Annotated in this window: 26 protein-coding genes; 9 read left to right on the forward strand and 17 right to left on the reverse strand. The window is 62.7% G+C overall.

Going from position 1 to position 24633, the window contains the following annotated elements; translation table 11 throughout:
* Nucleotides 1-109 precede the first annotated feature (109 nt).
* The 10 genes from AC0V6T_RS09800 to AC0V6T_RS09845 all read right to left on the reverse strand — a co-directional run bounded on the left by AC0V6T_RS09800 (nucleotide 110) and on the right by AC0V6T_RS09845 (nucleotide 9168).
* A complete protein-coding gene (locus AC0V6T_RS09800) occupies nucleotides 110-1081 on the reverse strand; it encodes an alpha/beta fold hydrolase (protein ID WP_486126445.1) in 972 nt (323 codons plus the stop codon).
* Nucleotides 1078-2088: an SO2930 family diheme c-type cytochrome gene (locus AC0V6T_RS09805; protein ID WP_486126447.1), complete on the reverse strand. Its 1011-nt coding sequence runs from the start codon at nucleotides 2086-2088 to the stop codon at nucleotides 1078-1080. Before AC0V6T_RS09805 ends, AC0V6T_RS09800 begins: the two co-directional genes overlap by 4 nt.
* A complete protein-coding gene (locus AC0V6T_RS09810; protein ID WP_486126449.1) occupies nucleotides 2088-3272 on the reverse strand; it encodes a parallel beta-helix domain-containing protein in 1185 nt (394 codons plus the stop codon). Before AC0V6T_RS09810 ends, AC0V6T_RS09805 begins: the two co-directional genes overlap by 1 nt.
* A 62-nt stretch (nucleotides 3273-3334) precedes the next feature.
* On the reverse strand, nucleotides 3335-4867 hold the full coding sequence (locus AC0V6T_RS09815) for a hypothetical protein (RefSeq protein WP_486126451.1): 1533 nt from the start codon (nucleotides 4865-4867) through the stop codon (nucleotides 3335-3337).
* Nucleotides 4868-4920: 53 nt separating this feature from the next.
* Nucleotides 4921-5286 (reverse strand): vWA domain-containing protein, encoded by a 366-nt coding sequence (locus AC0V6T_RS09820; protein WP_486126453.1) that lies wholly within the window; start codon nucleotides 5284-5286, stop codon nucleotides 4921-4923.
* 20 nt (nucleotides 5287-5306) lie between these two features.
* A complete protein-coding gene (locus AC0V6T_RS09825) occupies nucleotides 5307-6764 on the reverse strand; it encodes an NAD(P)(+) transhydrogenase (Re/Si-specific) subunit beta (RefSeq protein ID WP_486126455.1) in 1458 nt (485 codons plus the stop codon).
* 3 nt (nucleotides 6765-6767) lie between these two features.
* Nucleotides 6768-7049, reverse strand: coding sequence for an NAD(P) transhydrogenase subunit alpha part 2 (locus tag AC0V6T_RS09830; protein ID WP_007163450.1), 282 nt, complete (start codon nucleotides 7047-7049; stop codon nucleotides 6768-6770).
* Between the two features lie 31 nt (nucleotides 7050-7080).
* A complete protein-coding gene (locus AC0V6T_RS09835; RefSeq protein WP_486126457.1) occupies nucleotides 7081-7911 on the reverse strand; it encodes a hypothetical protein in 831 nt (276 codons plus the stop codon).
* Nucleotides 7908-9029 (reverse strand): NAD(P) transhydrogenase subunit alpha, encoded by a 1122-nt coding sequence (locus tag AC0V6T_RS09840; RefSeq protein ID WP_486126459.1) that lies wholly within the window; start codon nucleotides 9027-9029, stop codon nucleotides 7908-7910. The genes AC0V6T_RS09835 and AC0V6T_RS09840 overlap by 4 nt, the downstream gene beginning before the upstream one ends.
* Nucleotides 9030-9045: 16 nt before the next feature.
* Nucleotides 9046-9168: a hypothetical protein gene (locus tag AC0V6T_RS09845; protein WP_007163447.1), complete on the reverse strand. Its 123-nt coding sequence runs from the start codon at nucleotides 9166-9168 to the stop codon at nucleotides 9046-9048.
* 372 nt (nucleotides 9169-9540) lie between these two features.
* On the opposite strand from AC0V6T_RS09845, the gene AC0V6T_RS09850 reads away from it, so the two are divergent.
* The gene (locus tag AC0V6T_RS09850) at nucleotides 9541-10935 is read left to right on the forward strand and encodes a sigma-54-dependent transcriptional regulator (RefSeq protein ID WP_486128564.1); all 1395 of its coding nucleotides are present in this window, start codon (nucleotides 9541-9543) and stop codon (nucleotides 10933-10935) included.
* Between the two features lie 46 nt (nucleotides 10936-10981).
* Complete coding sequence (locus AC0V6T_RS09855) at nucleotides 10982-11752, forward strand: SDR family NAD(P)-dependent oxidoreductase (protein ID WP_486126461.1); 771 nt, start codon at nucleotides 10982-10984, stop codon at nucleotides 11750-11752.
* A 3-nt stretch (nucleotides 11753-11755) separates the two neighbouring features.
* Here the strand turns inward: AC0V6T_RS09855 and AC0V6T_RS09860 are convergent, their stop codons facing one another.
* The 4 genes from AC0V6T_RS09860 to AC0V6T_RS09875 form a co-directional block, all read right to left on the reverse strand.
* A complete protein-coding gene (locus AC0V6T_RS09860; protein WP_486126463.1) occupies nucleotides 11756-12976 on the reverse strand; it encodes an alkaline phosphatase D family protein in 1221 nt (406 codons plus the stop codon).
* Between the two features lie 72 nt (nucleotides 12977-13048).
* Complete coding sequence (gene folP / locus AC0V6T_RS09865; RefSeq protein ID WP_486126465.1) at nucleotides 13049-14164, reverse strand: dihydropteroate synthase; 1116 nt, start codon at nucleotides 14162-14164, stop codon at nucleotides 13049-13051.
* A gap of 344 nt (nucleotides 14165-14508) precedes the next feature.
* A complete protein-coding gene (locus tag AC0V6T_RS09870) occupies nucleotides 14509-15297 on the reverse strand; it encodes an outer membrane protein (RefSeq protein WP_486126467.1) in 789 nt (262 codons plus the stop codon).
* 192 nt (nucleotides 15298-15489) lie between these two features.
* Nucleotides 15490-15996, reverse strand: a complete 507-nt coding sequence (locus AC0V6T_RS09875) for a MarR family winged helix-turn-helix transcriptional regulator (RefSeq protein ID WP_486126469.1) — start codon at nucleotides 15994-15996, stop codon at nucleotides 15490-15492.
* Nucleotides 15997-16103: 107 nt separating this feature from the next.
* Here AC0V6T_RS09875 and AC0V6T_RS09880 point away from each other — a divergent pair, with 107 nt between their 5' ends.
* Nucleotides 16104-16499 (forward strand): nuclear transport factor 2 family protein, encoded by a 396-nt coding sequence (locus tag AC0V6T_RS09880; protein WP_486126471.1) that lies wholly within the window; start codon nucleotides 16104-16106, stop codon nucleotides 16497-16499.
* Here AC0V6T_RS09880 and AC0V6T_RS09885 read toward each other — a convergent pair.
* From AC0V6T_RS09885 to AC0V6T_RS09895, 3 genes are all read right to left on the reverse strand, one after another.
* Nucleotides 16496-17626, reverse strand: a complete 1131-nt coding sequence (locus tag AC0V6T_RS09885; RefSeq protein WP_486126473.1) for a DNA methyltransferase — start codon at nucleotides 17624-17626, stop codon at nucleotides 16496-16498. The two genes, AC0V6T_RS09880 and AC0V6T_RS09885, sit on opposite strands and share 4 nt — an antisense overlap.
* Before the next feature lie 206 nt (nucleotides 17627-17832).
* Nucleotides 17833-18819, reverse strand: coding sequence for a calcium/sodium antiporter (locus AC0V6T_RS09890; protein ID WP_486126475.1), 987 nt, complete (start codon nucleotides 18817-18819; stop codon nucleotides 17833-17835).
* Nucleotides 18820-18861: 42 nt separating this feature from the next.
* On the reverse strand, nucleotides 18862-19482 hold the full coding sequence (locus AC0V6T_RS09895) for a ribonuclease HII (protein WP_486126477.1): 621 nt from the start codon (nucleotides 19480-19482) through the stop codon (nucleotides 18862-18864).
* On the opposite strand from AC0V6T_RS09895, the gene AC0V6T_RS09900 reads away from it, so the two are divergent.
* The 6 genes from AC0V6T_RS09900 to AC0V6T_RS09925 all read left to right on the forward strand — a co-directional run bounded on the left by AC0V6T_RS09900 (nucleotide 19481) and on the right by AC0V6T_RS09925 (nucleotide 24564).
* Nucleotides 19481-20647 (forward strand): PQQ-dependent sugar dehydrogenase, encoded by a 1167-nt coding sequence (locus tag AC0V6T_RS09900; protein WP_486126479.1) that lies wholly within the window; start codon nucleotides 19481-19483, stop codon nucleotides 20645-20647. The two genes, AC0V6T_RS09895 and AC0V6T_RS09900, sit on opposite strands and share 2 nt — an antisense overlap.
* A gap of 50 nt (nucleotides 20648-20697) precedes the next feature.
* On the forward strand, nucleotides 20698-21231 hold the full coding sequence (locus tag AC0V6T_RS09905; protein WP_486126481.1) for a GNAT family N-acetyltransferase: 534 nt from the start codon (nucleotides 20698-20700) through the stop codon (nucleotides 21229-21231).
* A 72-nt stretch (nucleotides 21232-21303) separates the two neighbouring features.
* Nucleotides 21304-21861: a DUF1285 domain-containing protein gene (locus AC0V6T_RS09910; RefSeq protein ID WP_486126483.1), complete on the forward strand. Its 558-nt coding sequence runs from the start codon at nucleotides 21304-21306 to the stop codon at nucleotides 21859-21861.
* Nucleotides 21858-22457: a CoA pyrophosphatase gene (locus tag AC0V6T_RS09915; RefSeq protein ID WP_486126485.1), complete on the forward strand. Its 600-nt coding sequence runs from the start codon at nucleotides 21858-21860 to the stop codon at nucleotides 22455-22457. The genes AC0V6T_RS09910 and AC0V6T_RS09915 overlap by 4 nt, the downstream gene beginning before the upstream one ends.
* A 58-nt stretch (nucleotides 22458-22515) precedes the next feature.
* Nucleotides 22516-23706 carry a CCA tRNA nucleotidyltransferase gene (locus tag AC0V6T_RS09920; RefSeq protein WP_486126487.1) on the forward strand — a complete coding sequence of 397 codons (1191 nt, stop codon included), beginning with the start codon at nucleotides 22516-22518 and terminating at the stop codon, nucleotides 23704-23706.
* A gap of 261 nt (nucleotides 23707-23967) precedes the next feature.
* A complete protein-coding gene (locus AC0V6T_RS09925) occupies nucleotides 23968-24564 on the forward strand; it encodes a hypothetical protein (protein ID WP_486126489.1) in 597 nt (198 codons plus the stop codon).
* Nucleotides 24565-24633 lie beyond the last annotated feature (69 nt).

A 24633-nucleotide genomic window follows, 5' to 3' on the forward strand; every position in this document is an offset into this window, starting at 1 on the left:
ATCCATACTGCGCCGCACAACGATGTAGCCACCAAGCGCGCTATCCGTCCATAGGGCGTGGATTGCTCAGGCGAATTAGCCGTTTAGATGGCTAACGCTGTCTTAACGGTCAGCCTTGCTCAAGTGTTCCCAGCCAACTTCGCAAGTCACGAAGCGATGGCTCGACGGTCTCTTCCTGCGGGAGATGGCCGATGCCCTCGTAGATCACGAGCTCGCTTTGCGGCAGCGTTTCGTCGAGCCAGCGTCCGGCCCTCACAGGGATGAGACGGTCCTCGTCTCCCCACAGGATCAGCGTTGGCATCGAGAGTTGGGCAATTTCTTCACGGGTGAGCGGCTGATATTCCGTGCTGAAGCGCGCCATGGTCGCCGCTCGGTTGCCGGGATAGCGAAGCAGCTCCCAATAACGGTCGATCATGTCCTCGGTGACGATCTCCTCGACCGAGACCGATTGCTCAAGGCTCTGCGCAATCAGGCTGCGCGGGGTGATTTGTTCGACGATCCGGTTGATCCCCGGCGTGCGAGCGATCGCGAAGCCGATATTGCCGCTGTCATCGTCATCTTCGCGCACCTCGACTTCGCTCCTTGGGACACCGCCTGCATCGACCAGCACCATGCCGATTACTCGCTCAGGATAGGCCGAAGCAAACGCCAAAGTGTGCTTTCCGCCCATCGAATTGCCGCCGATCACGAAGCGGTCGAGTCCAAGGCTATCCGCGACTTCGCGGATATCTTCGGCGTAGCTTTCGCGGCTGTAGTCGTGCTGTGGGTCAGGACCGGTCAAGCCGTGCCCGACCTGATCGAAGCGAATGACACGATAGGTGTCGCGCAACCCTTGGGCCCATGGCTCCCAGGTATGCAGGTCAGCGTTGGAGCCGTGCAGCAATATGATCGGCAACCCATCTCGAGGCCCCTCGTCACGAAGGTGGACGGTAACGCCACCATCGATTTCGACGAATTGCGAGGGCGCACCGCCATACTTTGCGCGCATCTCATCGGCGTTGGTGTCAGGCGTTCGGAAAATCAGGAAAAGGACGACGAGAAGCGCGGCGATGACGCCAATGATGCGCAGAGCCCACTTCAACTGCCCATCTCCGCAATCCAGTCACGCATCAGCGCTACCGCCTCTTCATCAATCGTGGAGCGTCCAAGTTCAGGCATGGCAACGCCCGGCTCGTTTGAATTCATACGATGCACAAGAATTGAGGCGTCCGGATCGCCCGGCTCGATCGAGACAAGCAGCCCCCCTGCCCCGCGGCCAGCAGCGACCGGCGGCTTGTTCACGCCGAGCGCGAAAGGCGCATCCTGCTCCCAACGCAGGTCGAGACCTGAATTGGACGCGCCGCCGCCCGGTCTGTGGCAGTGAGCGCAGTTCACATCGAGATAGGCCCTCGCCAGCGGCTCCTTGCCAACGCTCGCATCGCTCCAGCGTGGTATTGCGTTTGCGACCGTCGGCGCACTATCCAGCTTTCCTGACGCGGCGAGTTGCTCGAGCAATTCCGGCGCAAGATTTCGTGCCTTCGGGCCAATCGGGATCACTGCGTCGTCAAGCGAATGGCAGGTCTTGCACTGGTTCTTGTTCGGGATCCGGTAACTGATCTCCTCGCCACCGGGCGTAGTGATCGGGATGCGACCTCCAGCGAGCGCGAGCCGCGCCTCGGTCTGCTCGTCGTTCCAGCGATAGGGCAGCGCGACCCAGCCATCGGCGCGGTTCAGCAGTACGCGCGTCTCGATGAGCGTGCGATTCTCGCCCTCGCCAAAAGCGAAGGTCTTGATGATCGCCGAGCCGACAGGGAACTGCAGGAGCCCATCCCCGCTCGCCTCGATCACTGCCCCATCGGGCACGTAGAGGAAGCGCAGCTTGTCAGCCCCGTCCGAATAGAGCGGCGTGTTGAGCTCGTAGGGGATCACGCCGGGCGACGGCACCTGCGCATCGGCGTGGATGAAGAAGCCGAATTCCTCGAGCGTGCGCGGGAAGCCGTCATCCGAGATCGCGGTGTCGGAAACCTCGGGAGCGACCAGCCGCGCCTCCGCCATCGCTCCGCCCAGCGCCACCGCGCTGCACGCAAGCATGAGGGCGGCGAAACGCATCAGATACGCTCCTCGAGTTCAGACGGAGCACCGATGCCGCTGCGGTCGAATTCGGCGGTAGGCGCAGGCACGCTCAGCGGCGCGGGAGAGGCCCCTGCAACGCCCTTGCCCGGCTCGGGCAGATTAAGGGTCCAGCCGGCGGTCCCATCGACAGCATAAAGGCTGCCAAGTCCGTCCCACATCACCGGAGGCAGCGCGCCTCCGAAAGCGGCCATCAGCATCTCTGCACCTTCAAGCTGCGGATCGTCGCCGCCGCGCCCATAAAGGTTTTCGCCCACCACGATGTTGCGCGCGAGCGGGTTGTAGCGTTCGTCCTCGAAGCTTTGGGTGTAGGCAATCACCATGATCGGTGCGGTGGGGTTCTCGTCGATGATGTTATCCTCGATGAGAACGCCTTCATTGGCCATCACCATAATGCCCGTGCCCCTGCGGACGCCCGCGACGATGTTACCGGGAGGCGCGAAGTTCGCGGTGTCATTGGCGACAACAAGATTGTTCGCAACCACCACATTGCCTCCGCCCATCACCGGCAGCCCGGGCAAGTCGAACACCAGAATGCCGCCCGTATTGCGCGTCGCGATGTTGTGTTCGACCAGCGCGTTACGGCTGTTCTCGATCTCGATCCCGGCAACATTGGCCTCTGCAATCGAATTGCGCACAGTGATGCGGTTCGATTGACCAACGTAGATCCCCGCGTCCGAAGCGCCGGTGACCTTCACTCCGTCGACGAGCACTCCGGTGCTTTCGACCGGGTAGATCGCGTAGGCGCCGTTCGATGGGTCCGGCCCGTTTGTCCAGGTCACGCGAACGCGGTAGTAAACGATATTGTCAGCACCCTTGGACTTGATCCCGTCGCCCTTGGGATTTTCGAGCGCGAAGTCGCGCAGGGTGACGTTATCGCTGGTAACGAGCAGGCCTTCGCCCGATCCTTCCTGCGAGGTGAAATCGAGCACCGTCCCGTCCATTCCGGCACCGCGAACGGTGACGCCCTCGACATCGAGGCTAAGCCCGTCCGTGAGCGTGTAGCGCCCGGCTTCCAGCATGATGGTGTCACCCGGCTCTGCCAGGATCAACGCTTCCTGCAGGCGCTCCTGCGCGCCATCCCCGGGGCTAATCGTATGCGTTTCAGCCAAGGCAGGCGCGGCACTGGCCAGCAGCGCGGCGGCGAACGAAATCCTGATCATCACGTGTGTCTCCCTCTCCGCCTTGCATGATGAAGGCCAAGAGGTTGCAAGACAAGACCCATTCAGCCGCCGGACTGAGCCATTTCTAGCCCTTCGCGTGACAGACGCCGTCCCGGTGCGAATTCGAGCGATTTGCGGAACGCGTCAGCGGCCTCTTCATTACGCCCTTGAGCGAGATATTGTTCGCCAAGAAGCTCCCAGCTTGGCTTTGCGATCGCAGGCGGGCCGAATACAACCGGAAGCGCACTTTCAGCCTCGGCTGCGGCTTTGAGTGCGGCGAGCCCTGCATCGTTGTCACCGGAAGCAAGGATGCGAACCGCATCCACCTGCGCAATCGCCCGGTTCACCCAAGGCATCGTGGTGCGATCATCGGGCGCCCTTCGCGCGAGCACCTCCTCCAACTCGGCTGCGTCCTCACGCATCGAGGCAAGCGCCTTTGCCACATGATCTGCGTCATCCGCCTTCATAAGCGCGGACACATGAGTCGAGACAACGCGAGGCCCGGCATACTTGTCGACCTCGCTCGGGAGGGGGTTCCACACGCCTGTGTCGACGGCCTGCCATGCAGACATCACGTTGAAGCTGCGAAGGGCCCCGAAAGCCACCTCGTTGCCCTCTTCAGGGATCGCCGCGTCACGGCAGGCAGCCACCCGGCCGCTTGCATCTTTGCCCTGTTGCAAGAGCGCGTAGACCAGCCACTCATTGTAATGCCCACACACAGACGGCGCGCGGCCAGAGGCGATGCGCTGCTGATCGACCACGCCATCGGCGAGGATATTGGCCTTCTCCGAAGCCTCCCAGTCGGCGAGCGCGTGGAAGATGTGGCTCACCATGTGCTGCGCGTGGCCAGCTTCGGGTGCGACCACGGCGTAGCGTTCGGCCATGCGCTTGCCGAGCGGCGCGTGGACCGGGTCGTCGTAGGAATGGATGAGGTAATGGAGGATGCCGGGGTGGAACTCGTTGGTCATGAAACCGGGTTCGAGAATGCCCGCCGCTTCCATGTATAGTGGCACTTGGCGTCCGCCATGGGATGATCCCAGAACCGCGAGCCCCGTGAAAGCGCGCACGTCGACGTCGTCGGGATGATCGGCCAGCATAGCGCGCATGGCGGCAAGATATTCAAGGTCGCGCGCTTCCTTTTCGCCTTCGCTGTAAAGTGTCTCGATAGCGGCAAGCCATTGGCTCTCGATGGAATTGCGCGCCTTTGCTGCGCGAGCCTCTCGCGTGGCACCAAACCGACCAAGAATGGCGGTTGCCGCCTCGTAATCCTGTTGCTTCCACAGCGGATGATTGTGGGTCATCGCCTCGCCCCAATAGGCCATCACGAAATCGGGGTCGGCTGCCTGTGCGGCGCGGAAGGCTTCGGCTGCGTAATCGTATTCGAAGTTGTGCAGAAGGGCGAGGCCGCGCAGGAACGGCTCGCGCGCCGCTTCGTTGGCGGTGGTTTCCATGACCATGAATTGAGCGCCGACCTGCTTGGGCGCGAAGGGCTGATCTTCCGAATGGCCTTCATGAGCCGATGCCGGAACGCTCAGGCTCGCAGCCGCACCTGCAAGAAGCGCCGCAGCGATGGTCGAAATCTTGGTCATGGTCATGTCCCCCTACTCGCCCTGCATTGTGCCGTAGGCGGGGGGATCAATGCAAGCGGTCAGCGCCCGAACATCTCAAGACCGATTTCAAGGCCGCAGCCGCCTGCAACGCGAACCACTTGTTCCACTGCCTGACGATCGTCAACGCGGCGAAGGCGCGCCATCGCTTCTCCCGTCGACAGCGGAAGGCGCGTCTCGCCTTCTTGCGGTGCGAGCCGCTCGAGTTTGCGCAGCTGCGCGATGGATAGCCTGTCGACCAGACGAGGCGCCATGCATTCCGACATGTTCACCGGCACGCCATTTTCGAGCAAAGCCTGCTCCACCCGCTGCTCGGTCACGCGTTCGAGCATGCCGTCGCCGCGAAAGACGAAGTAGATCCCGACGCCGAACGCCAGCACCAGCAGCATGATGACGAGTAAGCGCATCGGGCTATCCTGGTCGCCCCCTAGTCCAGCGCCTTGACGATTTCCTCGACCATCTTCTTGGCGTCGGAAAGCAGCATCACGGTCTGGTTCATGTAGAACACATCGTTGTCGACACCGGCATAGCCGACCCCGCCCATCGAGCGCTTGATGAAGAAGACCTGCTTTGCCTTGTCGACGTCGAAGACGGGCATGCCGTAGATCGGCGAGGATTTATCGGTCTTCGCTGCCGGGTTCACCACGTCGTTTGCACCGATGATAAAGGCGACGTCGGCGGTGGCGAATTCGCTGTTGATGTCCTCCAGCTCGAACACCTTGTCATAGTCAACGCTGGCTTCTGCAAGGAGGACGTTCATATGGCCGGGCATGCGCCCTGCGACCGGGTGGATCGCGTACTTCACCTCGACGCCCTTTTCCTCGAGCACGTCGGCCATTTCGCGAAGCGCGTGCTGTGCCTGCGCCACCGCCATACCGTAGCCCGGGATGATGATAACCTTTTCGGCCTGTTCGAGCATGAAGGCCGCATCGTCTGCGCTGCCCTGCTTGTAGGGGCGCTGTTCACGCGGCTCGCCGCCTGCCCCGGCGCTGTCATCCGCGCCGAAGCCGCCTGCGATCACGCTGATGAAACTGCGGTTCATCGCGCGGCACATGATGTAGCTCAGGATCGCACCCGAGGACCCCACCAGCGCACCAGTGATGATCATCGCGGTGTTGCCAAGCGTGAAGCCCATCGCAGCAGCAGCCCAGCCCGAATAGCTGTTCAGCATCGAGACGACGACCGGCATGTCAGCCCCGCCGATGGGGATGATCAGCAGGAAGCCGATGGCAAATGCGAGGACGGTTATCGCAATGATCGGCCAGCCTGCGCCCGGCCCGCCATCGGGCGAGACCGCGTAGAAACCGATGATGCCAAGGATCGCGACGATGGTGCCGAGGTTGATGACGTGACGCGCCGGGAGAAGGATTGGAGACCCGCTCATCCGGCCAGAAAGCTTGAGGAAGGCGATAACCGAGCCGGAGAACGTGATCGCACCGATGGCGATGCCAAGGCCCAGCTCGATCCGGCTGACCATCAGGATCTGGCCCGCCTCATCGAGAATGCCGAACGCACCGGGGTTCAACCATGCGGCGAGGCCAACCACCACTGCGGCCATACCGACCAGCGAGTGGAAGCCAGCGACCAGTTCCGGCATCGCGGTCATGGCGATCTTGCGCGCAATCGTGACACCGATGATCCCGCCGAGGAAGATCGCAATCCCGATCTCGATGATATTGGCGATGTCGTGCGTCACCAACGTCGTCACCAGCGCGATTGCCATACCGATCATGCCATTGCGGTTACCCGCGCGGCTCGTTGCGGGGCTCGAGAGACCACGCAGCGCAAGGATGAAGAATACGCCCGAGGCCAGATAAGCAAGCATGGCCCAGGCGGGGGTGGCTCCGACGCCGTCAGCGGCGCCCGCAAGGATGGAGAAGGTCATCTCTTACTTCTCCTTCTTCTTGTACATGGCGAGCATGCGTTGGGTGACGGCAAAGCCGCCGAAGATGTTGATGCTGGCCATCACGACACCCGCAAGGCCCAGATACTTGGCCACCGGATCGGTCGATTCAGCCGCAGCAATCAGCGCTCCAACGATGATCACCGAGGAGATCGCGTTGGTCACCGCCATCAGAGGCGTGTGCAGCGCCGGGGTGACCGACCAGACCACGTAATAGCCGACGAAACACGCCAGCACGAAGATGGATAGGATTGAGATGAAGTCCATTATCGCGGTTCACTTTCTGACACTGAAGTCATCATCGGATTGTTACGCGGATTGATACGGCGAAGGGCTTTTGTTCGAGGGGTTCATCGACGCGGACCCGGATGGCACCGTCCTCAAAGCCGAGCACGGTCCATTTGGCGCCAAGCCCTTCGGCACCCATTTCCTTAGGCAATTCGTCTCCATCGGTGGAGAACCAGCGGCTGAGTTCGCCCTTGGCATAGTCGCCACCAAACGCCACTCGGAAGTAGCGGGACTTGCCGATCGCGAGAAAGCCGCGTCCATCGAACTCGATACCGACGTAGTAGACCTTTGTGAGCTCACGTGGATCGATCTTCTCGAACGATCCGCCCGAAATCTCCCGCAAGTTTCGGCGGTGCTTTCCCCGAAGCTGTGGGAAGGCCGAGGGCTGCAACTTCTTCTTGAAGCCGCCATCGAACGTCCCGTCGCCGTTAACATCCTTAAAGCAGCTTGCCTGGAATATCGCCCCGACCATCAGGGCACCGACGGGATTGTATTCAGGCCGTTTGTCGAGGCAGTAGACATCGCCCGAGCCCGAGACGACCCCGAACAATTCGTCACCCGCTTCGGCCAGCACATCGCCATCACCATCGACAATCGCGCTGGTTAATCGAGCTGCCGTCGGGGGAAGCAGGCGCTGCTTGATCACGAAGTCGTCGTTCGCGACCAGCCTTCCGCCCTCGTCAGCCGGAGCCGACGCATCACTCTCGATAAGATCGACGTCGGAGATTGTCCAAAGCGTCTCGATATGGCGCTCATGCATGTCGCGCGCGGCAGCAGGATGGCTCGCCGTAAGCCCAGCGGCCGCTGCGACCGCAATCAGAGACGCTGCGGGGCTTCTCACCCCTTGAGCCTCTCATTCACAACTTCACCTCCTTTGGTCAGGCGCACGGCGTCGCCGATCTCTTCGTCGAGTTCGGGTTTGCCGGCTTCCTTGTCCCAGGAGGCCGAGAGGAAGTTGAAATGGTTGCGAGCAAACAGCGCCGATGCGTCCGCGGCAAGGTGCGCGGGGGTGTTGGCGTAGCCGATGATCTTGACGCCGTGCCGCTCTACCGCCTCGTCGGGCTTGGAGCCTTCAACGTTGCCGCCTTGCGCAACAGCAAGGTCGAAGATCACACTGCCCGGCTTCATCGTTGCGATCTGTTCGTCGGTGATTAGCACCGGAGCCGCTCGACCGGGGATCAGCGCAGTTGTGATCACGATGTCCTGCTTAGCGATGTGTTCGCTTACAAGCTTTGCCTGAGCGGCCTTGTATTCATCGCTCATCTCGGTGGCGTAGCCGCCCGAGCCTTCGCCCTCGATGCCTTCGACATCGGTGACGAAAATCGCTTTCGCGCCAAGGCTTTCGATCTGCTCCTTCGTAGCCGATCTCACGTCCGTTGCGGAAACCTGCGCGCCCAGACGCCGCGCGGTAGCGATGGCCTGAAGCCCCGCAACACCAACACCCATGATGAAGCACTTGGCGGCCTGAACAGTGCCAGCAGCCGTCATCATCATCGGAAAGGCGCGGCCATAGGTGTCAGCCGCCGCAAGGACAGCCTTGTAGCCTGCAAGGTTCGACTGGCTCGAAAGGACGTCCATCGATTGCGCTCGGGTGATGCGCGGCATGAATTCCATGCTCAGCGCTTCGTATCCGGCCTTGGCATATGCCTCGACCAGGTCGCCGTTCTGGAACGGATTGAACAGCGCCGCCACCCACGCGCCGGGCTTTGCACCTTTAAGCAGTTCTGCATCGGGAGCCTGAATGCCAAGTACGATGTCGGCATCCTTGACCGTCGAAGCCAGATCACCGGTCGCTGCGCCTGCGTCGGCATAGGCCTCGTCACCGATAGCCGCATGCTTCCCTGCGCCCGATTCGACAGCAACTTGCGTATCGAGACCGATGAATTTCTTCACCGTTTCGGGCGTCGCCGCCACTCGGGTTTCCCCAGGGCTGCGCTCCTTCAGAACTGCGATTTTCATATAGGTTTGGGTTTCCTTATGGCGCGATCAGCGTGACGACGAAAAGCGTGATCACGGCGATCACAGGCACGATCCACTTCAGCGATCCCATGAACCTGTCATAGGTCGAGCGTGCCTTGTCCATGTCATGCGTGCTCATTCTTGCGTATCCCCTTGCAAAATGTGCGGCGCACCCCCGTGTCGGATCTGTTGAACCGGATTGTGATCCCAATTCAACAAAGCGCGCCAGTTAATGATTGGTTCCTGATCCCGTATCGAAGCAAACGGGGTTGCTCAACCCACCTTTGCGACCCGTGACCAGGATGCGCACCGAAATGCGACACAAGCAATTCCTGCGAATAGCCTTAATTCAGTCTTTACCTGAACGCCTTACACCATGGGGACGTTTCACCCCGGGACGATTGCCGGGGGCCGGAGGAATCAAGGCTCGCTTATGTCTCATGCGGATGCGCCATCTGACAGCGTACCGGTTTCAGGCGCAGCCGATGTGCAGGACGATGCGCGCATCGTCATGCTGATCGACGATGAGCCTGCGCAGAGCCGTCTTATCACCGCGATTGCCGCCCGCGAAGGCTGGCGCACCGTGGTTGCCGGTGACGCAGAGACAGCCATTGCAATGCTTGGCACGCGCGAAGGCATGCAGCTTTCGGCAATCCTGCTCGACCAGTGGGTTCCGGGCGACGATGCCTGCTCGCTTATCGCAGAACTCAAGGAACGCCGTCCTGCGTTGCCGATCCTGATGCTGACGACATCTGCTTCCCCGCTTCTGGCGGTCGAAGCCATGCGTGCAGGCGCAAGCGACTACCTCGTCAAGCCGGTCTCACCCGACCGCCTGATGGAAGCCCTTCGCGCCGTCACCACCCGCGAAGCGCCGCGTGACGAGCTTGCCCCGCTGACCGAGAAGATGTCGGCAAGCCTCGACTTCGACGCGATGATCGGCACCGCTCCCACGTTCCGCACCGCGCTCGCGCAAGCGGCCAAGGCTGCGCGCGGGCACGGACACGCGCTGATCGAAGGCGAGAGCGGTACGGGCAAGGAGATGCTGATGCGCGCGATGCATGCTGCTTCTCCGCGTGCCAAGGAGAACCTGCGGATCATCAACGTCGCCAGCGTTCCGCCCAATTCGATCGAGTCGGTGCTGTTCGGGCACGAACCCAACGCTTTTCCCGGCGCCTTCGACCGCCAGATTGGCGCGCTTCAGCATTGCGATGGCGGCACGCTGGTCCTCGACGAGGTCGACCGGCTTAGCATGGCGGTGCAGACCCGCCTGCGTGACGCCTTGGAAACCAGCATCGTTCGCCCAGTAGGCGCTGCGCACGGTTTCCGTGTCGACGTGCGCATTCTCTCGGCTGCGAACAGCAATCTTGCGCAGATCGTCGAAGGCGGCCTCTTCGACGAGATCCTTGCAGAGCAGCTTTGCGCCACCCGCATCAAGCTGCCGCCCTTGCGCGAACGAACCGGCGACATCCCCGCCCTCACCCGCCACTTCCTCCAGCGGATCGGCGAGCAGCCGGGCCTGACGCACCTCTCGGTCTCGGACAGTGCGCTAGGGCTTTTGGGCGCCTTCGACTGGCCGGGTAATGTGCGCCAGCTTCAGTCCGTGCTCTTCCGCGCCGCCGTCTATTGCGAAGGCGATACACTGACCGCCGACAGCTTCCCGCAGTTATCCGAGCTTATCGGAGAGCTTGAAGCAGGCTGCAGCTCGCATTTGCACGAGGGCGTGGGCGTGATGCTCTACACCGAAGACGGCAATCTGCGCCCGCTCGAAGAGATCGAGGCCGACGTCATTCGCCTCGCCATCGGCCATTATCGTGGCCGCATGACCGAGGTTGCGCGCAGGCTCGGCATCGGGCGCTCGACGCTTTACCGCAAACTCTCCGATCTCGGCATCGACAACGCAGCGTAGCACGCGCGGCTTGATCGCGGTCTGAGGCGCAGCTAGCGCTCGGGCCATGACTACTCTTCAAGACTTCACTGGGCGCACAGCGCTCGTCACTGGCGCTTCATCGGGGATCGGTGCGGCGTGTGCGACAATGTTGGCGCAGCGCGGGGCGGCGAAGCTGATCCTTGTCGATGTCGATGAGGATGGCATGACCGCGCTGGATCTCGATTGCGAGGTCGAAGCCGTCACCGGCAGCGTTGCCGACGAAGCGCTCTGGAATGACCTTGCACCCCGCCTCGAAGGGCTCGACCACGCTGTCGTCAACGCTGGCATCGGCGGGTTCGGAGCGATCGCCGACCTCGAGCTTGCCGAGTGGCGCCGGGTGATGGACGTCAACCTTGATGGCGCTTTCCTGACCCTGCGCGCTGCGCTCAGGGCCATCCGCGCGAACGGCAAGGACGAAGGCGGCAGCGTGGTCATCACCGGCTCCTCAACTGGCGTGAAGCCCGTGCCCGGCATCGGCCCTTACGGCCCTGCCAAGGCCGCGGTGGCGCATATGGCGCGCATTGCCGCGATGGAGAACGCCGAAGCCGGCATCCGCGTCAACGCAATCGCCCCGGGCGGGGTCGATACCGCGATCTGGGAGACGGGCGAGGACTTCAACCGCTCGGTCGAAGCCATCGGCCGCGACAAGACCATCGCGCGCATGGCCAAGACCACGCCTTCGGGCCGCTTTGCCTCTTCCGAGGAGATGGCAGCGACGATCCTCTTCATGCTCTCAGACGCAGGATCGAACATCACCGGCCACGTCCTTGTCAGCGACGGCGGCTTTACGCTCTGACGCTTACCAGCTGACGGTGCGGGTCACCCGCACCTCGCCCTCGCTCCCGCGCATCGACATCGTGAAGGTGCGCGATTCCCAGTCGATGTCGACAAGGCCGAAGTTCTCTTCCGAGATGAAGTCGGTCACGCGCTTCGGATCGGGTTCGCGCGCGGTGTTCCGCTCGGTCGAGGAGAACGAGTAGTTGAGCGAGGAGCTGGTCAGCTCCCAGATCTGCTCACCGCCTGCGGCTGCGGGTACATCAGTGTAGATGCCGCCCGCGTGGCGGTCGCCCGACAGCAGCACCATTCCGCTCTCTTCGCGCGCGGCCAGTATGCGGTACAGCTTCTCGCGCTCAAGCGGCAGGTTCTCCCAGTTCTCATAGTCATGCGCGTCGGTGATTACCTGAACGGATGACGCGATGATCCGGAAGTCGGCGGGCTCGGCGAGTTCCTGCTCAAGCCACTTCCACTGCTCCTCGCCTAGCATCGTCCTTGCCGGATCGTCGCTCGGCACATACGGCCCGAGCGGCGGGCGTTCGAGCGAATACGGCATGCGATCAAGGTCGGAACGGAAGTAGCGCGTGTCGAGCACGATCACCTGCGTGCGCTGGCCTTCCGCGCCGAAGATCGCCGAATCGTAGACGCCGGGGCGCGACTTCACCTCGTCGGACGATCCCCAGAAGGTCTCGAAGATCGTCTCGGCCCAGCCGCGGAAGGCGAAGCTGCCGCCTGCATCGTTCATGCCGTAATCGTGGTCGTCCCAGGTTGCCATCATGGGCACCTGCTGGCGGAAGGCGGTGAGTTCGGGCGTGTTTGCCTGCACCCGGTACGCCTCGCGCAAGGTCTCCAGCGTCGCCTCGCCGGTCCAGCCGTTGTCGCCATAGTTGTTGTCACCGATGAACAGGAACAGCTGCGGATTGGTCTCGGCGATCTCGCCCCAGATGTCCTGCGGGCGCAGCTGGTGGTTGCAGCTGCCGAACGCGAGGCGGGTGATCGTGGTGTCTTCGCTTAGCGTCGCGCCAGCGGGAGCGACGGGCAGCTCGATGCGGCTTTCAAGCTTGTCGTAGTAAGCCGCCAGCAGATCCTCTGGATACATCGGCACATGCCCGTCACCGTGGTGACGGGCGTGCATCTCGCTATGCGCTGAATGCTCGTGGGCTTCCGTATGCGCATCGGCCATCAGCGGCGCCGTGACAAGCGCGGCGGCGGCGGTTCCGAGAGTGAGAAGCATGGGGGTGCGCATCGGGTCGTGTCTCCTGTTCGTGTGCCAGCGCCTTTGCCGCGCCAACGTGACTCTATTGCTACAAGGCGCCGATCACAGCGGCGGTAATTGGGTGAAGTCGGTGAGCGCCGCATCGCGCATCCCGCGCCAGACATTGCGCGCCTGCACCGTCTCGGGAACGTCGTGGACGCGCAGCATGTGCGCGCCTGCATCCATCGCTTTCACGGCAAGCGCGATCGACCCGCCGAGCCGCTTGTGCGCTGGCTCCTCGTTCGAGAGCGCACCGATCATGCGCTTACGGCTCACGCCCACCAGCAGCGGGCTGCCAAGCGCGTGGAACAGCGGCAGGGCGTTCAAGAGCGCGAGATTGTGCGCGAGGGTCTTGCCAAAGCCGATGCCGGGATCGAGCATGATCCGCTCTTCCGCAACGCCGCCAGCGATGGCTGCTCCGCGCACCGACTTGAGCGTATCGAACACCTCGCTCACTACGTCGGCGTAATCGCCGCCGTCATGCAGGTCGTCGCCCGTCCCCGGCGCGTGCATCAGAACCACCGGGCATCCCGCGCCCGCAACCAGCTCGGTCATGCGCGGATCGTAGCGCATGGCGGAGACATCGTTCGCCATCTGCGCTCCCTTGGCGAGCGCGGCCTCGAGAACGCCGGCGCGCCGTGTATCGACGCTGATCGCGGCGCCCATGCTCGCGCAGTACTCGACCGCCGGGACCACCCGCTCGATCTCGTCGCCTTCCCATGTCGCTGCGCCGCCAGGGCGCGTGCTTTCGCCTCCGATGTCGATGATCGCCGCGCCCGCTTCGAGCATCGCGAAGGCATGCGCGCGGCCCGCATCGGGCTTTTCGAGGAACTCGCCGCCATCGCTGAAGCTGTCGGGGGTGACGTTGAGAACGCCCATCACCTGTGGCTGGTCCAGACGTACCGTGCGCTCTCCCAGCTGCAGCGGTGCGTGAACCAGTTGCAGGTTTGCCCATTGGCGCTCGGCCTCAGATGCCAGCTCACCGCCGGGCTCGCCCAGCGCCTCCGCCGCCTCGCGAACGCCGAAGATCCGGCGATGCGTCACCGCCCCGCCCTCGCGCACGATCAGCGCAAAGCGCGCGGCATAGGCCATCGTGCCCGCCAGCCGGATCGCCGCGCCATCCTCGGCCTGCGGACCGCTGACGAGACCGATGGGCTGGACATAGACAGACGCGCTCACAAGGCTGCTCCGAAGGTGGTGATGAGGGGAGAAGTGGACCGCATGTTACACGGTCCAGGGGCAAAACCCGCAAAGTGTAACCCTGCGCCCCAAAAAGTGTGACTGTAGGTCCGGATACGTGACCTTGAGACGCAAAACCGTGGCCCTCGATCGCCTGAGTGTGACCCGGCCACACCGCCGTCCGCAATCGACATCTGCGCTATCGTCATGAAGCTCATGGCAAAGCCCTTAGCGCGCGCGGGCCATGTAGGACAGCCGTGTGCTTCGCGAATTGCCCAGACTTGATACGAAAAGGGCCACGCATCTCTGCGCGGCCCTTCGGATCGTATTTGTTTCAGTCTGGCTTAGCCGCCGAACTTCACGCGCACGCCTGCGGTGAGAAGCGACTGCTGGCTTTCGACTTCAAGTGTCGCCGGAAGCAGCGTGAGCGGGATCTCAGCGTCTTCGGTCATGTCGCGGAACGTGTACTGGCCAAACAGCTCGACACCCGGGCTGACTTCGTAGCCTGCGCCTGCCATCAGCTGATAGGCAAAGCCGCTGTCGTCATCCTCGCCCACTGCGACGCCCGAGGGGCGATAGTCGACATCAACCCACTGATAGCCGAGGCCAGCGCCAACATAGGGCTTGAACCCGCTTCCGGTCTGAATGTCGTAATAGACGTTGGCAAACAGGCCGAAATTGGAGACATCGCCCTGCCCGTCGGCCAGCACTTCGCCAACGGTCGGGTTGGCGCCGCTCGCGTCACCGCGGGTCAGAACTGCCGAATCCACGCCGTCAATATTCGCACCGCCAACCAGCAATTCGCTGTGGCCGCTTACGTCATATTCGGAATAAGCAGCTTCGGCTTCGAGGCGGAAACCGTTCTCGAAGGCGTAACCGACCTGGCCACTGATTGTGTAGCCGGTGTCGAAATCGGTGTCCCAGGCGAGGTCGGTTCCGTTGGGGATCGAGCCAAAGTCATCCGTTGCGGGCACTTCGGCTTCAAACTCTCCTTCGTTTGAACTGTCGCTCGGCAGGCTGACGCCGCCACTGACACCGACATAGGGACCAGCTTCGGACTGAGCGGCTGCGGGGACAGCGGCTAAGGCGAGCGCGGCAAGGGGGAGCGCTGCGATTTTTGCATTGATGTTCATGGTATTCCTCTTTGTTAATCCCGGGCGCGACGAACGGGGGATGTGCGCCGGGTCAGAGTGGATACACTTTGGAAAGCTGAATGGTTTCCGACCGGGACGGTGAAGCGTGCGGTGCAAACGACAATCAGTCGCACCAATCGACGAAGCGTTTATGGCAGCCGATGATGGTCAGACCGCATCAGGTTCACGCAATCATGTTTCAGAGCGAAAATTGGCTGGGATCGGGCAGTTCGTGCAGACGCTTCCCTTGCACAAACGGCACAGGGTTCGGCGTTCGAGATCGCTGATTTCGAGCGATGCAAGCAACCGGTGAAGCAGCCCATCGAGCTGCACCACGTCCTCCCGCTCCAGCCCTTCGAGCAGGGGGGTGATTGCCGCGATGCGCCCGTCGAGCAATTTTTCGCGCGCGGCCATTCCTCTGGCAGTCAGGAATAACGCCACGGCGCGCTTGTCATCACCCTTGCGCCGCTCGACCAGTCCGTCGGCGACCAGCCGGTCGGTCAATCTCACCGTGCCTGAATGCGAAAGGCCAAGAGTGCGGCGCAGCGCATCGTTCGACGGACCCGTGCCATATCCGATCACCACCAGCGCAGCCGGAGTCTCGCCCGCATGGTTTAGGATTTCGCGCGCAGCCTGCTCGATCCTGTCGGCCACGGCGAGGCCTACGACGCCTAGGAGATTGGCTGTCCTTTCGATCATTTGACGAGCTTTATGTGCAAGGCGCACATATTTCAACTTGACGATATGTGCGCTGCGCACATAAATCTCGAAAGGCAGCGATTTCCAGGTTGCACACGGAGAAAGACATGGCCGACAAAATGATCGCAGGGCTCAGCGCAGAGCACGCCGACTTCTACCGCCGCTTCCAGTCGTTCTGGGCCGATCCATCGGGCGAACGCGTGGCCGAGATCATCGGTCCGGACGCAGTGATCCATTTCTCAGGACAGGGCACCTTCACCGGCGAGGAATACAAGGCGGTGATGCAGGGACTGCTCGACCAGATGGAGGGCCTTGAAGTCACGCCGCTCGACTGCGCGGGCAATGGCGACTTGCTTTACATCCACTGGCGTACGAGCGTGCCGATCGACGGAAAACGCGTCGAATATGTCGGTGTCGACCGCTTCACCGTGCGCAACGGCATGGCGGTCGAGGAATATGTGATTTTCGATACAGCTGTGCTTGCTGCCGCAACTGCGGGTTAGTCCTCGCTGGCCAGCCGGTACAGTTCACGCGCAGCGTCGACCGGCTTGATCTCGCCGCCATTCTCGTAGTGCCAGAAGGTCCAGCCGTTGCAGCTGGGCGCCTCTTGCAGCTCCTTGCCGAGCCCGTGGATCGAGCCGACCTTTCCGCCACAATCGAGCGATCCGTCGGCGCGCACCGTGGCAACCCAGCGGCGCTTCTTGTCGAACACCTGCGTGCCCGGAGGGATGAGACCGTTTTCGACCACGGCACCAAAAGCCACACGCGGCGCGGCTTTCTTGGATTGCATCGTGGTGAGCGCGCTTTCATCGAGCGGCAGCTCTTTCTCGATCCGCTTCATCGCGACGCCGCGATAGAATTTCTCGCGCTCGCATCCGATCCACTCGCGGCCCAGACGCTTGGCAACCGCGCCGGTGGTGCCGGTGCCGAAGAATGGGTCGAGCACAACGTCGCCCTTCTCTGTCGTCGCAAGCAGCACGCGGTAAAGCAGCGCCTCGGGCTTCTGCGTCGGGTGCGCTTTCTTGCCGTTTTCCTTCAGGCGCTCTCCGCCCGAACAGATCGGCAGCACCCAGTCCGAACGCATCTGAAGCTCGTCATTGAGCGTCTTCATCGCGCGGTAATTGAAGTGATAGCGCGCCTTTTCCCCCTGGCTCGCCCAGATCAGCGTTTCGTGCGCATTGGTGAAGCGCGTGCCCTTGAAATTGGGCATCGGATTGGTCTTGCGCCACACGATGTCGTTGAGGATCCAGAAGCCCAGATCCTGCAGGATAGCGCCGCAGCGGAAGATGTTGTGATAGCTGCCAATGACCCACAGCGAGCCATCGGGCTTCAACACGCGGCGCGCTTCGGTCAGCCATTCGCGGGTGAAATCGTCATAGGCTCGGAAGCTGTCGAACTGGTCCCAATGATCGGTCACCGCATCGACTTCGCTGCCATCGGGGCGATTGAGATCGCCGCCCAGTTGCAGATTGTAAGGCGGATCGGCGAACACGCAGTCGACCGAATTGTCAGGCAGAGAACGCATTGCCTCGATGCAGTCACCATCGAGAATCTGGCCCAATGGCAAGGACTTGCGCACGTCTTCTGCGACTCTTTGAGAGCCAACCGCGCGCAGCTTCTGTTTTTCCATCACGCCCATTGTTCTGCCTTCAAGTGATAGTGTTCGCCAAACTTATCCACAGGCATGAGTCCTCGCGGACTCCGCGTCAAGCGCTGAGATTCTGAGGACTTATGGTTAATGCTTGGTAAACGCTCGCAGGCGCGGGCGGAACGAAACGAGACCGGCACAAGATGTTGAGTCCCGCTTGTGAGCGCGGACTCCAGATCAAGGGGGTGTTACCCCAAAGACTCGGCGGCCGCCTCAATTTCGATTTCATCGGAGGCTGCCGCATCAGGCGCGCCGAACAACAGCGCGGTGTTCGCTGCAAAGGCAATGAGGAGGACGGCGCCAAGCACGCGCCCGATACTCTTGAAGAACCAAAGCACGGCGAGCAGACCCACCGCACTCGCGGTCAGCAATGCCATCTGCAGCCCGACAAGCTCCTGTGGCAGCGCGAAAGGCGCGATGCTCATTGTCGCACCGCCGATCAGCAGGATGTTGTAGATGTTCGAGCCGAGCACGTTTCCGATCGCCAGCCCTGACTTGCCGCGCAGCGCCGCTGCGATCGATGCCGCCAGTTCCGGGAGCGATGTTCCGATTGCCACCACGGTCAGGCCGATCACCGTCTCAGGCACCTTGAAGATCGTTGCCAAAGAGATCGCGCCCGTCACCAGAGCGTTGCCCCCCGCCACCAGAATGCCGAGCCCGACAAGAAACAGTGCCGAGGCAACAACGATACCGGTCGGCTTGTCCGATGAATCCTCCTCCTCGATCGGGGCTGCCCCTGGATGGCGATAGCGCCAAACGATGTAAACGAGGATCCCGGCAAGAAGGGCAAAGCCGATCCACCGCGCACCAAGCTGCGACCACGCAAGCGCCCACAAGAGCAGCGTCACACCCAGCGCCACGACCGCATCGCGCCGCCCGGTTCCGATCAGCGCAATCGGCATGACCAGCGCCGAAACGCCAAGGATCAGCAGCGTGTTCGCAAGGTTGGAGCCTACGATATTGCCCCAGGCAATCTCGGGAGAGCCAGCAAGGCTCGCCTGAACGCTCGCCACCATTTCGGGCATCGAGGTTGCAAAGCCGACGATCACGAGCCCTGTAAACAAGGTCGAAACGCCAAGCTTCTCCGCGATCCCTACAGAGCCGCGCACGAGGAGTTCACCGCCAATCGCAAGGCCGACCAGCCCCGCGACGCTCAACAGGATCGCTTCAGTCATGCAGCGGGGCCTAGGGCCAGCGGCTCGCGATCACAACCACGATCAAAGAAGCGATGCTTGCGCAACGGGCGCAAAGCTCTGGCGGTGCAGACTTGTAGGACCATGCAGGCGTAACGCCTCCATATGTTCCTTGGTTCCATAGCCCTTGTTGCGCTCCCACCCATAGGCGGGATGCGCGCGCGCGGCCTCGACCATCATCCGGTCGCGCCATTCCTTCGCGATAATGGAGGCAGCGCCGATGCTGGGCTCGATCCCGTCGCCGCCCACGATAGCGCGCGCAGGCCAGCGCCATTCGGCGCACCGTCGCTCGGGCGTCTGGTTGCCGTCGATCAGGACAATGTCAGGCGCGCCGGGCAATTGCGCGGCCAGATCGCGCACGCAGCGCGTCATCGCCTCCATGGTCGCCTGGAAGATATTGAGCTGGTCGATCTCGTCCGCCTCGACCACCGCGACAGCCCATTTGCAGCAGGCGCGCAGTTCCTCGTCGAGCGCACCGCGCCGCTTGGCGGATAACTTCTTGGAATCCCCGATCCCTGCGGGTAGTCCCTCCCCCAGCACAACCGCAGCGGCGACCACCGGTCCTGCGAGCGGCCCACGCCCGGCCTCGTCGACCCCTATGGTGATGGACCGGCTATCAGACGCCTGATTGAGAGATTGAACCATGAAGACCTTTGCTCAGATGACCGCCGGATTTTCGCTCAGCGCTCTCTCGCTCGCAAGCTGCGCGCAGGCGGAAAGCGTGGAAAGCACCGCCACAGCAAGCGGCGCAGCGATGTCGATCAGCGAAATGGCGACGATCGAGCAGCCGTGGGCGATTGAGTTCGCTCCGGGAACCTCAGTTCTTTTCATCACCGAAAAGGAGGGCACTATGCGTTTCATCGACACCGCTGCCAATGATGGCGCGGGCCGGATGGGCACGGTTACAGGCGTGCCGGAAGTGGCGTTTGGCGGTCAGGGCGGCTTTGGCGATGTCGCCTTCCTGCAGAGCGAGGCTTCCGCGACGCTGGGCACGCGCACCATCTATCTGAGCTGGGCCGAGTTTGGCGAAGATGGCGATACGCGCGGCGCGGTCGTCGGACGCGGCCAATTGGTCTGTGGCGAGGCCGACAGCTGCAGCATCGACGGCCTCGAAGTGATCTGGCGTCAGGCGCCCAAGGTCACCGGACGCGGTCACTATTCACACCGCATCTCCTTCTCGCCCGATGAGCGGTATATGTATGTCGCAAGCGGCGATCGTCAGAAGCTGACCCCTGCGCAGGACCTCACCAACACGCTCGGCACCATTGTGCGCCTTAACCTCGACGGCACGCCCGCCGAAGGCAATCCGTTTGCCGATCAGGGCGGCGTGACGGCTGAGATCTGGTCTTATGGCCACCGCAACATCCTCGGCATGGATTGGGATGCGCAAGGCCGGCTTTGGGACGTGGAGCACGGCCCGGCAGGCGGGGATGAATTCAACCTTGTGGCGCAGGGCGCCAATTACGGCTGGCCCACGCGTTCCTACGGCAATCACTATAATGGCGACCCGATCACCGACCACTCACCCGACGACGGCTTCACCAAGCCCGCGGTCCACTGGACCCCGGTGATCGCGCCGGGCGACATGATCTTCTACACCGGAGACATGTTTGCCGACTGGAACGGCGATGCACTGATTGCAGGCCTGTCGAGCAACGCCATCGTGCGCGTCGAACTGACGGGCGATGGCGGCGCGACCGAAGCAGAGCGGATCGACATCGACGGCCGCGTGCGCTCGATCGACGAGGCACCTGATGGCTCGATCTGGCTGGCAACCGATCAGGGCAAGGTGATGAAGGTCAGCATGTGATTGCTCGCCTTGTTGCAGGCCGCAGACACAGCGAGTAATCGCGCCGCTCGATGAGCAACGACACGGCAACCCTGATTCCGCTGAGCGCGGTTCAACCCGATATGGTCGAGCAATTGCTGGACCGTGTTTTCGGTGAGGATCGCCATGCGCGCACCGCCTATCGCATTCGAGCAGGCATGAACTGGCTTGAGGCGCTGAGCTTTGCCGCGCTCGACGCCGACGATATGCTGGTGGCGACGATCCAGTGCTGGCCGGTCGCACTGCACGACCGTGAGGGCCGGCCTGTGCCGCTCGTGATGGTCGGGCCGGTGGCGGTGATCCCCGAAAGGCAGGGCGAAGGGTTCGGCGTCGGCCTGATGACCGCCATGCTCGACGCCGAGCGCCGCATGGCCGCCGATGGAGCGCCGCCACTTGCACAAGTCCTGATCGGCGATGCGGAGTATTACGAACGTTTCGGCTTCAGCGCGACAGCGACCGGCGGCTGGAAATGTCCCGGCCCTTACAAACCCGAGCGCCTGCTCGCCCGAGGCGCAGCGCTGAGCGCGATGCCTGCTGAGGGGATGCTGGGGCCGTGGGGTAAGTGAAAGAGCGCGGATGCGAGTGCGGTAACAAACACCTCTTCACTACGCTGCGCTGATCTGCCATCGCACGCTGCGATGCCTTACGAACCCCCTCCCTACCTCGCCGAACTCACCCTTGCCCAAATCGCCGAGCAGGTGGCGCAGCGAAAGCTGCCGCCGGTCGAAGGCTGGGCGCCGCAGAAATCAGGCGACAGCCAGATGCGCATCGCTGCCGATGGCGCATGGTACCACGAGGGCGACCCGATCAGGCGACCAGCCATGGTGCGCGCCTTCTCCGGCTTGCTCACCCGCGATGAGAGCGGACAGCACTGGCTTGTCACCCCGTTCGAAAAGCTCACCATCGAGGTCGAGGACGCCGCTTTCATCGCGGTCGATTGCACCCGGACCGAGGGCGATCTCGCCTTCCGGCTCAACACCGACGACCTCGTGATCGCAGGCCCAGACCATGCGCTGCGTGTCGATGGCGATCCTGACACGCCCGCCATCTATCTCCACGCCCGGCGCGGATGCGAGGCGCGGCTCAATCGCTCGACCTACACCCAACTCGCTGAGATAGCGCTTGAGACAGGCGGAGACGACTGGATCGTCTCGAGCCAGGGCGCGCTTTTCTCGCTGAGGGGCGGAAGCGTTTGAGCGCACTCTTCAACACGCTGTCAGGATTGTTCGAGGAAGGCCATTCGCGTAAAGTCGATGGCCTCCTGACCGACTCCGCCTTCGCACAGGCCGAGCGCCAGACCCCGGCAGCAGTGCTGATCGCGATTACCGAGCGTGAACGTCCCGGAGTGCTTCTCACCCAGCGGCCCAATGACATGCGCGATCATCCCGGCCAGGTCGCCTTTCCCGGCGGCAAGGTCGACGCGGGCGAAGACGCCGTGACCGCTGCCTTGCGCGAGGCGGAAGAAGAACTCGCCCTGCCACGCAGCGAAGTGAACCTGATCGGGACGACCGATCTCTACCAGACCGGAACCGGCTTCGACATCACCCCGGTCGTGGGCGTGGTGCCGCCGGACCTGCCGCTCGAACCCAGCCCCAGCGAAGTCGCCGCGTGGTTCGAAGCCCCGCTCGACCTCCTGCTCGACGCCGACAGCTGGACCGCGAACGAGGTGTTCTGGCGCGGGCGCATGCGGCGCTATCTGGAGATGGATTACGAGGGCTTTCGCATCTGGGGCGTCACCGCCGCGATCATCATGAACCTATCTATGCGCATCGACGCGTCGCGCTTGCGGTGATCGCGAGAGCATTGCAGCGCTTGTCTTTAACCAGTTTCTTGGATTAGCGGACAAAGCCGTGACCAACCCGCTCCAAAACGCCGACTGGCCCCGCCGCGATGGCCTTGCCGCGCTGACCGCAGCGCTAGGGGCTCAGCATATCCGCTGGGTCGGCGGCGCGGTGCGCGACACGCTGCTTGGCGTTGCCGTGCACGACGTCGATTGCGCGACGACGCACACGCCCGATCAGGTGATCGATCTGTGCCGCGAGGCGGGTATCCGAACCGTCCCGACGGGCATAGAGCATGGCACCGTCACCGCGATCCTCAAAGACGGGCCGGTCGAAGTTACCACGCTGCGCCGCGATGTCGCGACCGATGGCAGGCGCGCGACCGTCGCTTTCGCCACCGAATGGCGCGAGGATGCCGCGCGCCGCGATTTCACGATCAACGCGCTTTATGCGCATCCCGAAACGCTCGAGGTCTCGGACTATTTTGGCGGGCTCGACGATCTGGCCGAACGGCGCGTGCGTTTCATCGGCGATGCTCGCCAGCGCATTGCCGAGGACCACCTGCGGATTCTTCGCTACTACCGTTTCCAGGCGCGCTTTGGGGCCGAGCTTGACCCGGAAGCCGAAGACGCCTGCTCCGAACTGTCGGCCACGCTCAAGGGCCTCAGCCGCGAGCGGGTGGCCGATGAACTGCTCAAGCTGCTCTCGCTGCCAGATCCCGGCGCAACGATAGAGCGCATGTTCGACCGCGCGGTTCTGCGCGTGATTCTGCCCGAAACCGCGCTTCGCCATGTTGAGCAATTGCGCGAGTTGATCGAGCGCGAAGCAGAGCAAGGCTTTGCCCCCGACCCGATCCGTCGCCTTGCCACGCTGCTGCCGCCCTCGCCAGATGTGGCTGAAGGTGTGGCCGCTCGACTGCGTCTTTCCAAGGCCCAGCGCGCGCAGTTGGTCTCAGCCTCCGAAAGGCTCGGCCACGATATCAGCAACCCAAAGGTGCTCGCCTACGAGCTTGGCAACGCCTTTGCGATCGATCGCCTGCTGCTGCTGGGTGAGGACGCCGCCACGATAGCCGGCTGGCAAGCTCCGACCTTCCCCTTGAAGGGCGGCGCGATCGTTGCGCGCGGTGTTGCGGCGGGACCAGACGTCGCGCGTATCCTTCAACTCGTCGAGAAGCGATGGGTCAGCGAAGGCTTCCCAAGCGAAGCCCGCGTCGAAGAGCTGCTCTGTGAAGAGCTTGAACGCTTTGGATTTTCTGCCTGACCTTTACGTTAAGGTGAGCTTCAGTCGGCCTTCCCTAGACGGGAGTCCAAGTCACCGACTTGTCATTTTGGCTCCGTGCCATTAGGGAACCGCACCGCGTCTCGGCCGTTTTCGGTTGTGCGCGCTTCCATCGCTGTAGGACTGCCAATTGGCATGTGCGCCGCCTCCGGGCGGTATGTTCGCAAAGTTCTTCATGCGCGCGCTGCCCTCTCATCACACGGCGGCCATCCGAGGAATACAGTAACTGGAGAGTTATCAATTATGAAGTTTGCAAAGCTGGCTGTCCTGGCCACCGCCATGGCTGTGACCCCGATCGCGGCAAATGCGCAAGAAGTTGGCGCAACCGTTTACGGCAATGACGACGCGCCCATCGGCACCGTCGAAGCTAACGCCGACGGCATCGTCACCGTCAACACCGGCAAGCACGCCGCTCCGCTGCCCGCGAACCTCCTCGCCGAGCGCGAAGGCAAGTGGACCGTCAACGCCACCAAGGCACAGATCGACGGCATGATGGACCAGCAGGTCGCTCAGGCGAATGCAGCGCGTGACGCCGCTCTCGTCGAAGGTGCGATGGTCATGAGTGCCGACGGTATGCCCGCAGGCGTGATCTACACCGTCGACAGCGAAGACACCGTCATCGTCAAGAATGACGGCGGCATCGTCACGCTGACCCGCGAAGCTTTCGCAGCTGACGCGAACGGCCAGCTGATGGCTCTGTATTCGATGGAGCAGCTTACCGCGAACACCACTGCCGTTCCCGAAGGCGCTGAAATCCTGACCCCGGCACAGGCCGCGGCCAAGGAAGCCGAAATGGCAGCGACCGCTGAAGGCGAAGCCGCAGCAGGCGCGAGCGAGTAACGCTCACTTAATATTGCAAGGGCCTTCGCAAGAGGGTCTTACAAGAGCCGCGGTCATCGGGGATGGTGA

This window comes from Erythrobacter sp. S158 (genome assembly GCF_057364915.1).

What these genes read in the sequence shown, in the direction of transcription:
- AC0V6T_RS09805 (WP_486126447.1), bottom strand. Translation starts at nt 2,088, where the DNA reads ATGCGTTTCGCCGCCCTCATGCTTGCGTGCAGCGCGGTGGCGCTGGGC.
- AC0V6T_RS09810 (WP_486126449.1), bottom strand. Translation starts at nt 3,272, where the DNA reads ATGATCAGGATTTCGTTCGCCGCCGCGCTGCTGGCCAGTGCCGCGCCT.
- AC0V6T_RS09815 (WP_486126451.1), bottom strand. Translation starts at nt 4,867, where the DNA reads ATGACCATGACCAAGATTTCGACCATCGCTGCGGCGCTTCTTGCAGGT.
- AC0V6T_RS09820 (WP_486126453.1), bottom strand. Translation starts at nt 5,286, where the DNA reads ATGCGCTTACTCGTCATCATGCTGCTGGTGCTGGCGTTCGGCGTCGGG.
- AC0V6T_RS09825 (WP_486126455.1), bottom strand. Translation starts at nt 6,764, where the DNA reads ATGACCTTCTCCATCCTTGCGGGCGCCGCTGACGGCGTCGGAGCCACC.
- AC0V6T_RS09830 (WP_007163450.1), bottom strand. Translation starts at nt 7,049, where the DNA reads ATGGACTTCATCTCAATCCTATCCATCTTCGTGCTGGCGTGTTTCGTC.
- AC0V6T_RS09840 (WP_486126459.1), bottom strand. Translation starts at nt 9,029, where the DNA reads ATGAAAATCGCAGTTCTGAAGGAGCGCAGCCCTGGGGAAACCCGAGTG.
- AC0V6T_RS09845 (WP_007163447.1), bottom strand. Translation starts at nt 9,168, where the DNA reads ATGAGCACGCATGACATGGACAAGGCACGCTCGACCTATGACAGGTTC.
- AC0V6T_RS09850 (WP_486128564.1), top strand. Translation starts at nt 9,541, where the DNA reads ATGCTGATCGACGATGAGCCTGCGCAGAGCCGTCTTATCACCGCGATT.
- AC0V6T_RS09855 (WP_486126461.1), top strand. Translation starts at nt 10,982, where the DNA reads ATGACTACTCTTCAAGACTTCACTGGGCGCACAGCGCTCGTCACTGGC.
- AC0V6T_RS09860 (WP_486126463.1), bottom strand. Translation starts at nt 12,976, where the DNA reads ATGCGCACCCCCATGCTTCTCACTCTCGGAACCGCCGCCGCCGCGCTT.
- AC0V6T_RS09870 (WP_486126467.1), bottom strand. Translation starts at nt 15,297, where the DNA reads ATGAACATCAATGCAAAAATCGCAGCGCTCCCCCTTGCCGCGCTCGCC.
- AC0V6T_RS09875 (WP_486126469.1), bottom strand. Translation starts at nt 15,996, where the DNA reads ATGATCGAAAGGACAGCCAATCTCCTAGGCGTCGTAGGCCTCGCCGTG.
- AC0V6T_RS09880 (WP_486126471.1), top strand. Translation starts at nt 16,104, where the DNA reads ATGGCCGACAAAATGATCGCAGGGCTCAGCGCAGAGCACGCCGACTTC.
- AC0V6T_RS09885 (WP_486126473.1), bottom strand. Translation starts at nt 17,626, where the DNA reads ATGGAAAAACAGAAGCTGCGCGCGGTTGGCTCTCAAAGAGTCGCAGAA.
- AC0V6T_RS09890 (WP_486126475.1), bottom strand. Translation starts at nt 18,819, where the DNA reads ATGACTGAAGCGATCCTGTTGAGCGTCGCGGGGCTGGTCGGCCTTGCG.
- AC0V6T_RS09900 (WP_486126479.1), top strand. Translation starts at nt 19,481, where the DNA reads ATGAAGACCTTTGCTCAGATGACCGCCGGATTTTCGCTCAGCGCTCTC.
- AC0V6T_RS09895 (WP_486126477.1), bottom strand. Translation starts at nt 19,482, where the DNA reads ATGGTTCAATCTCTCAATCAGGCGTCTGATAGCCGGTCCATCACCATA.
- AC0V6T_RS09905 (WP_486126481.1), top strand. Translation starts at nt 20,698, where the DNA reads ATGAGCAACGACACGGCAACCCTGATTCCGCTGAGCGCGGTTCAACCC.
- AC0V6T_RS09910 (WP_486126483.1), top strand. Translation starts at nt 21,304, where the DNA reads ATGCCTTACGAACCCCCTCCCTACCTCGCCGAACTCACCCTTGCCCAA.
- AC0V6T_RS09925 (WP_486126489.1), top strand. Translation starts at nt 23,968, where the DNA reads ATGAAGTTTGCAAAGCTGGCTGTCCTGGCCACCGCCATGGCTGTGACC.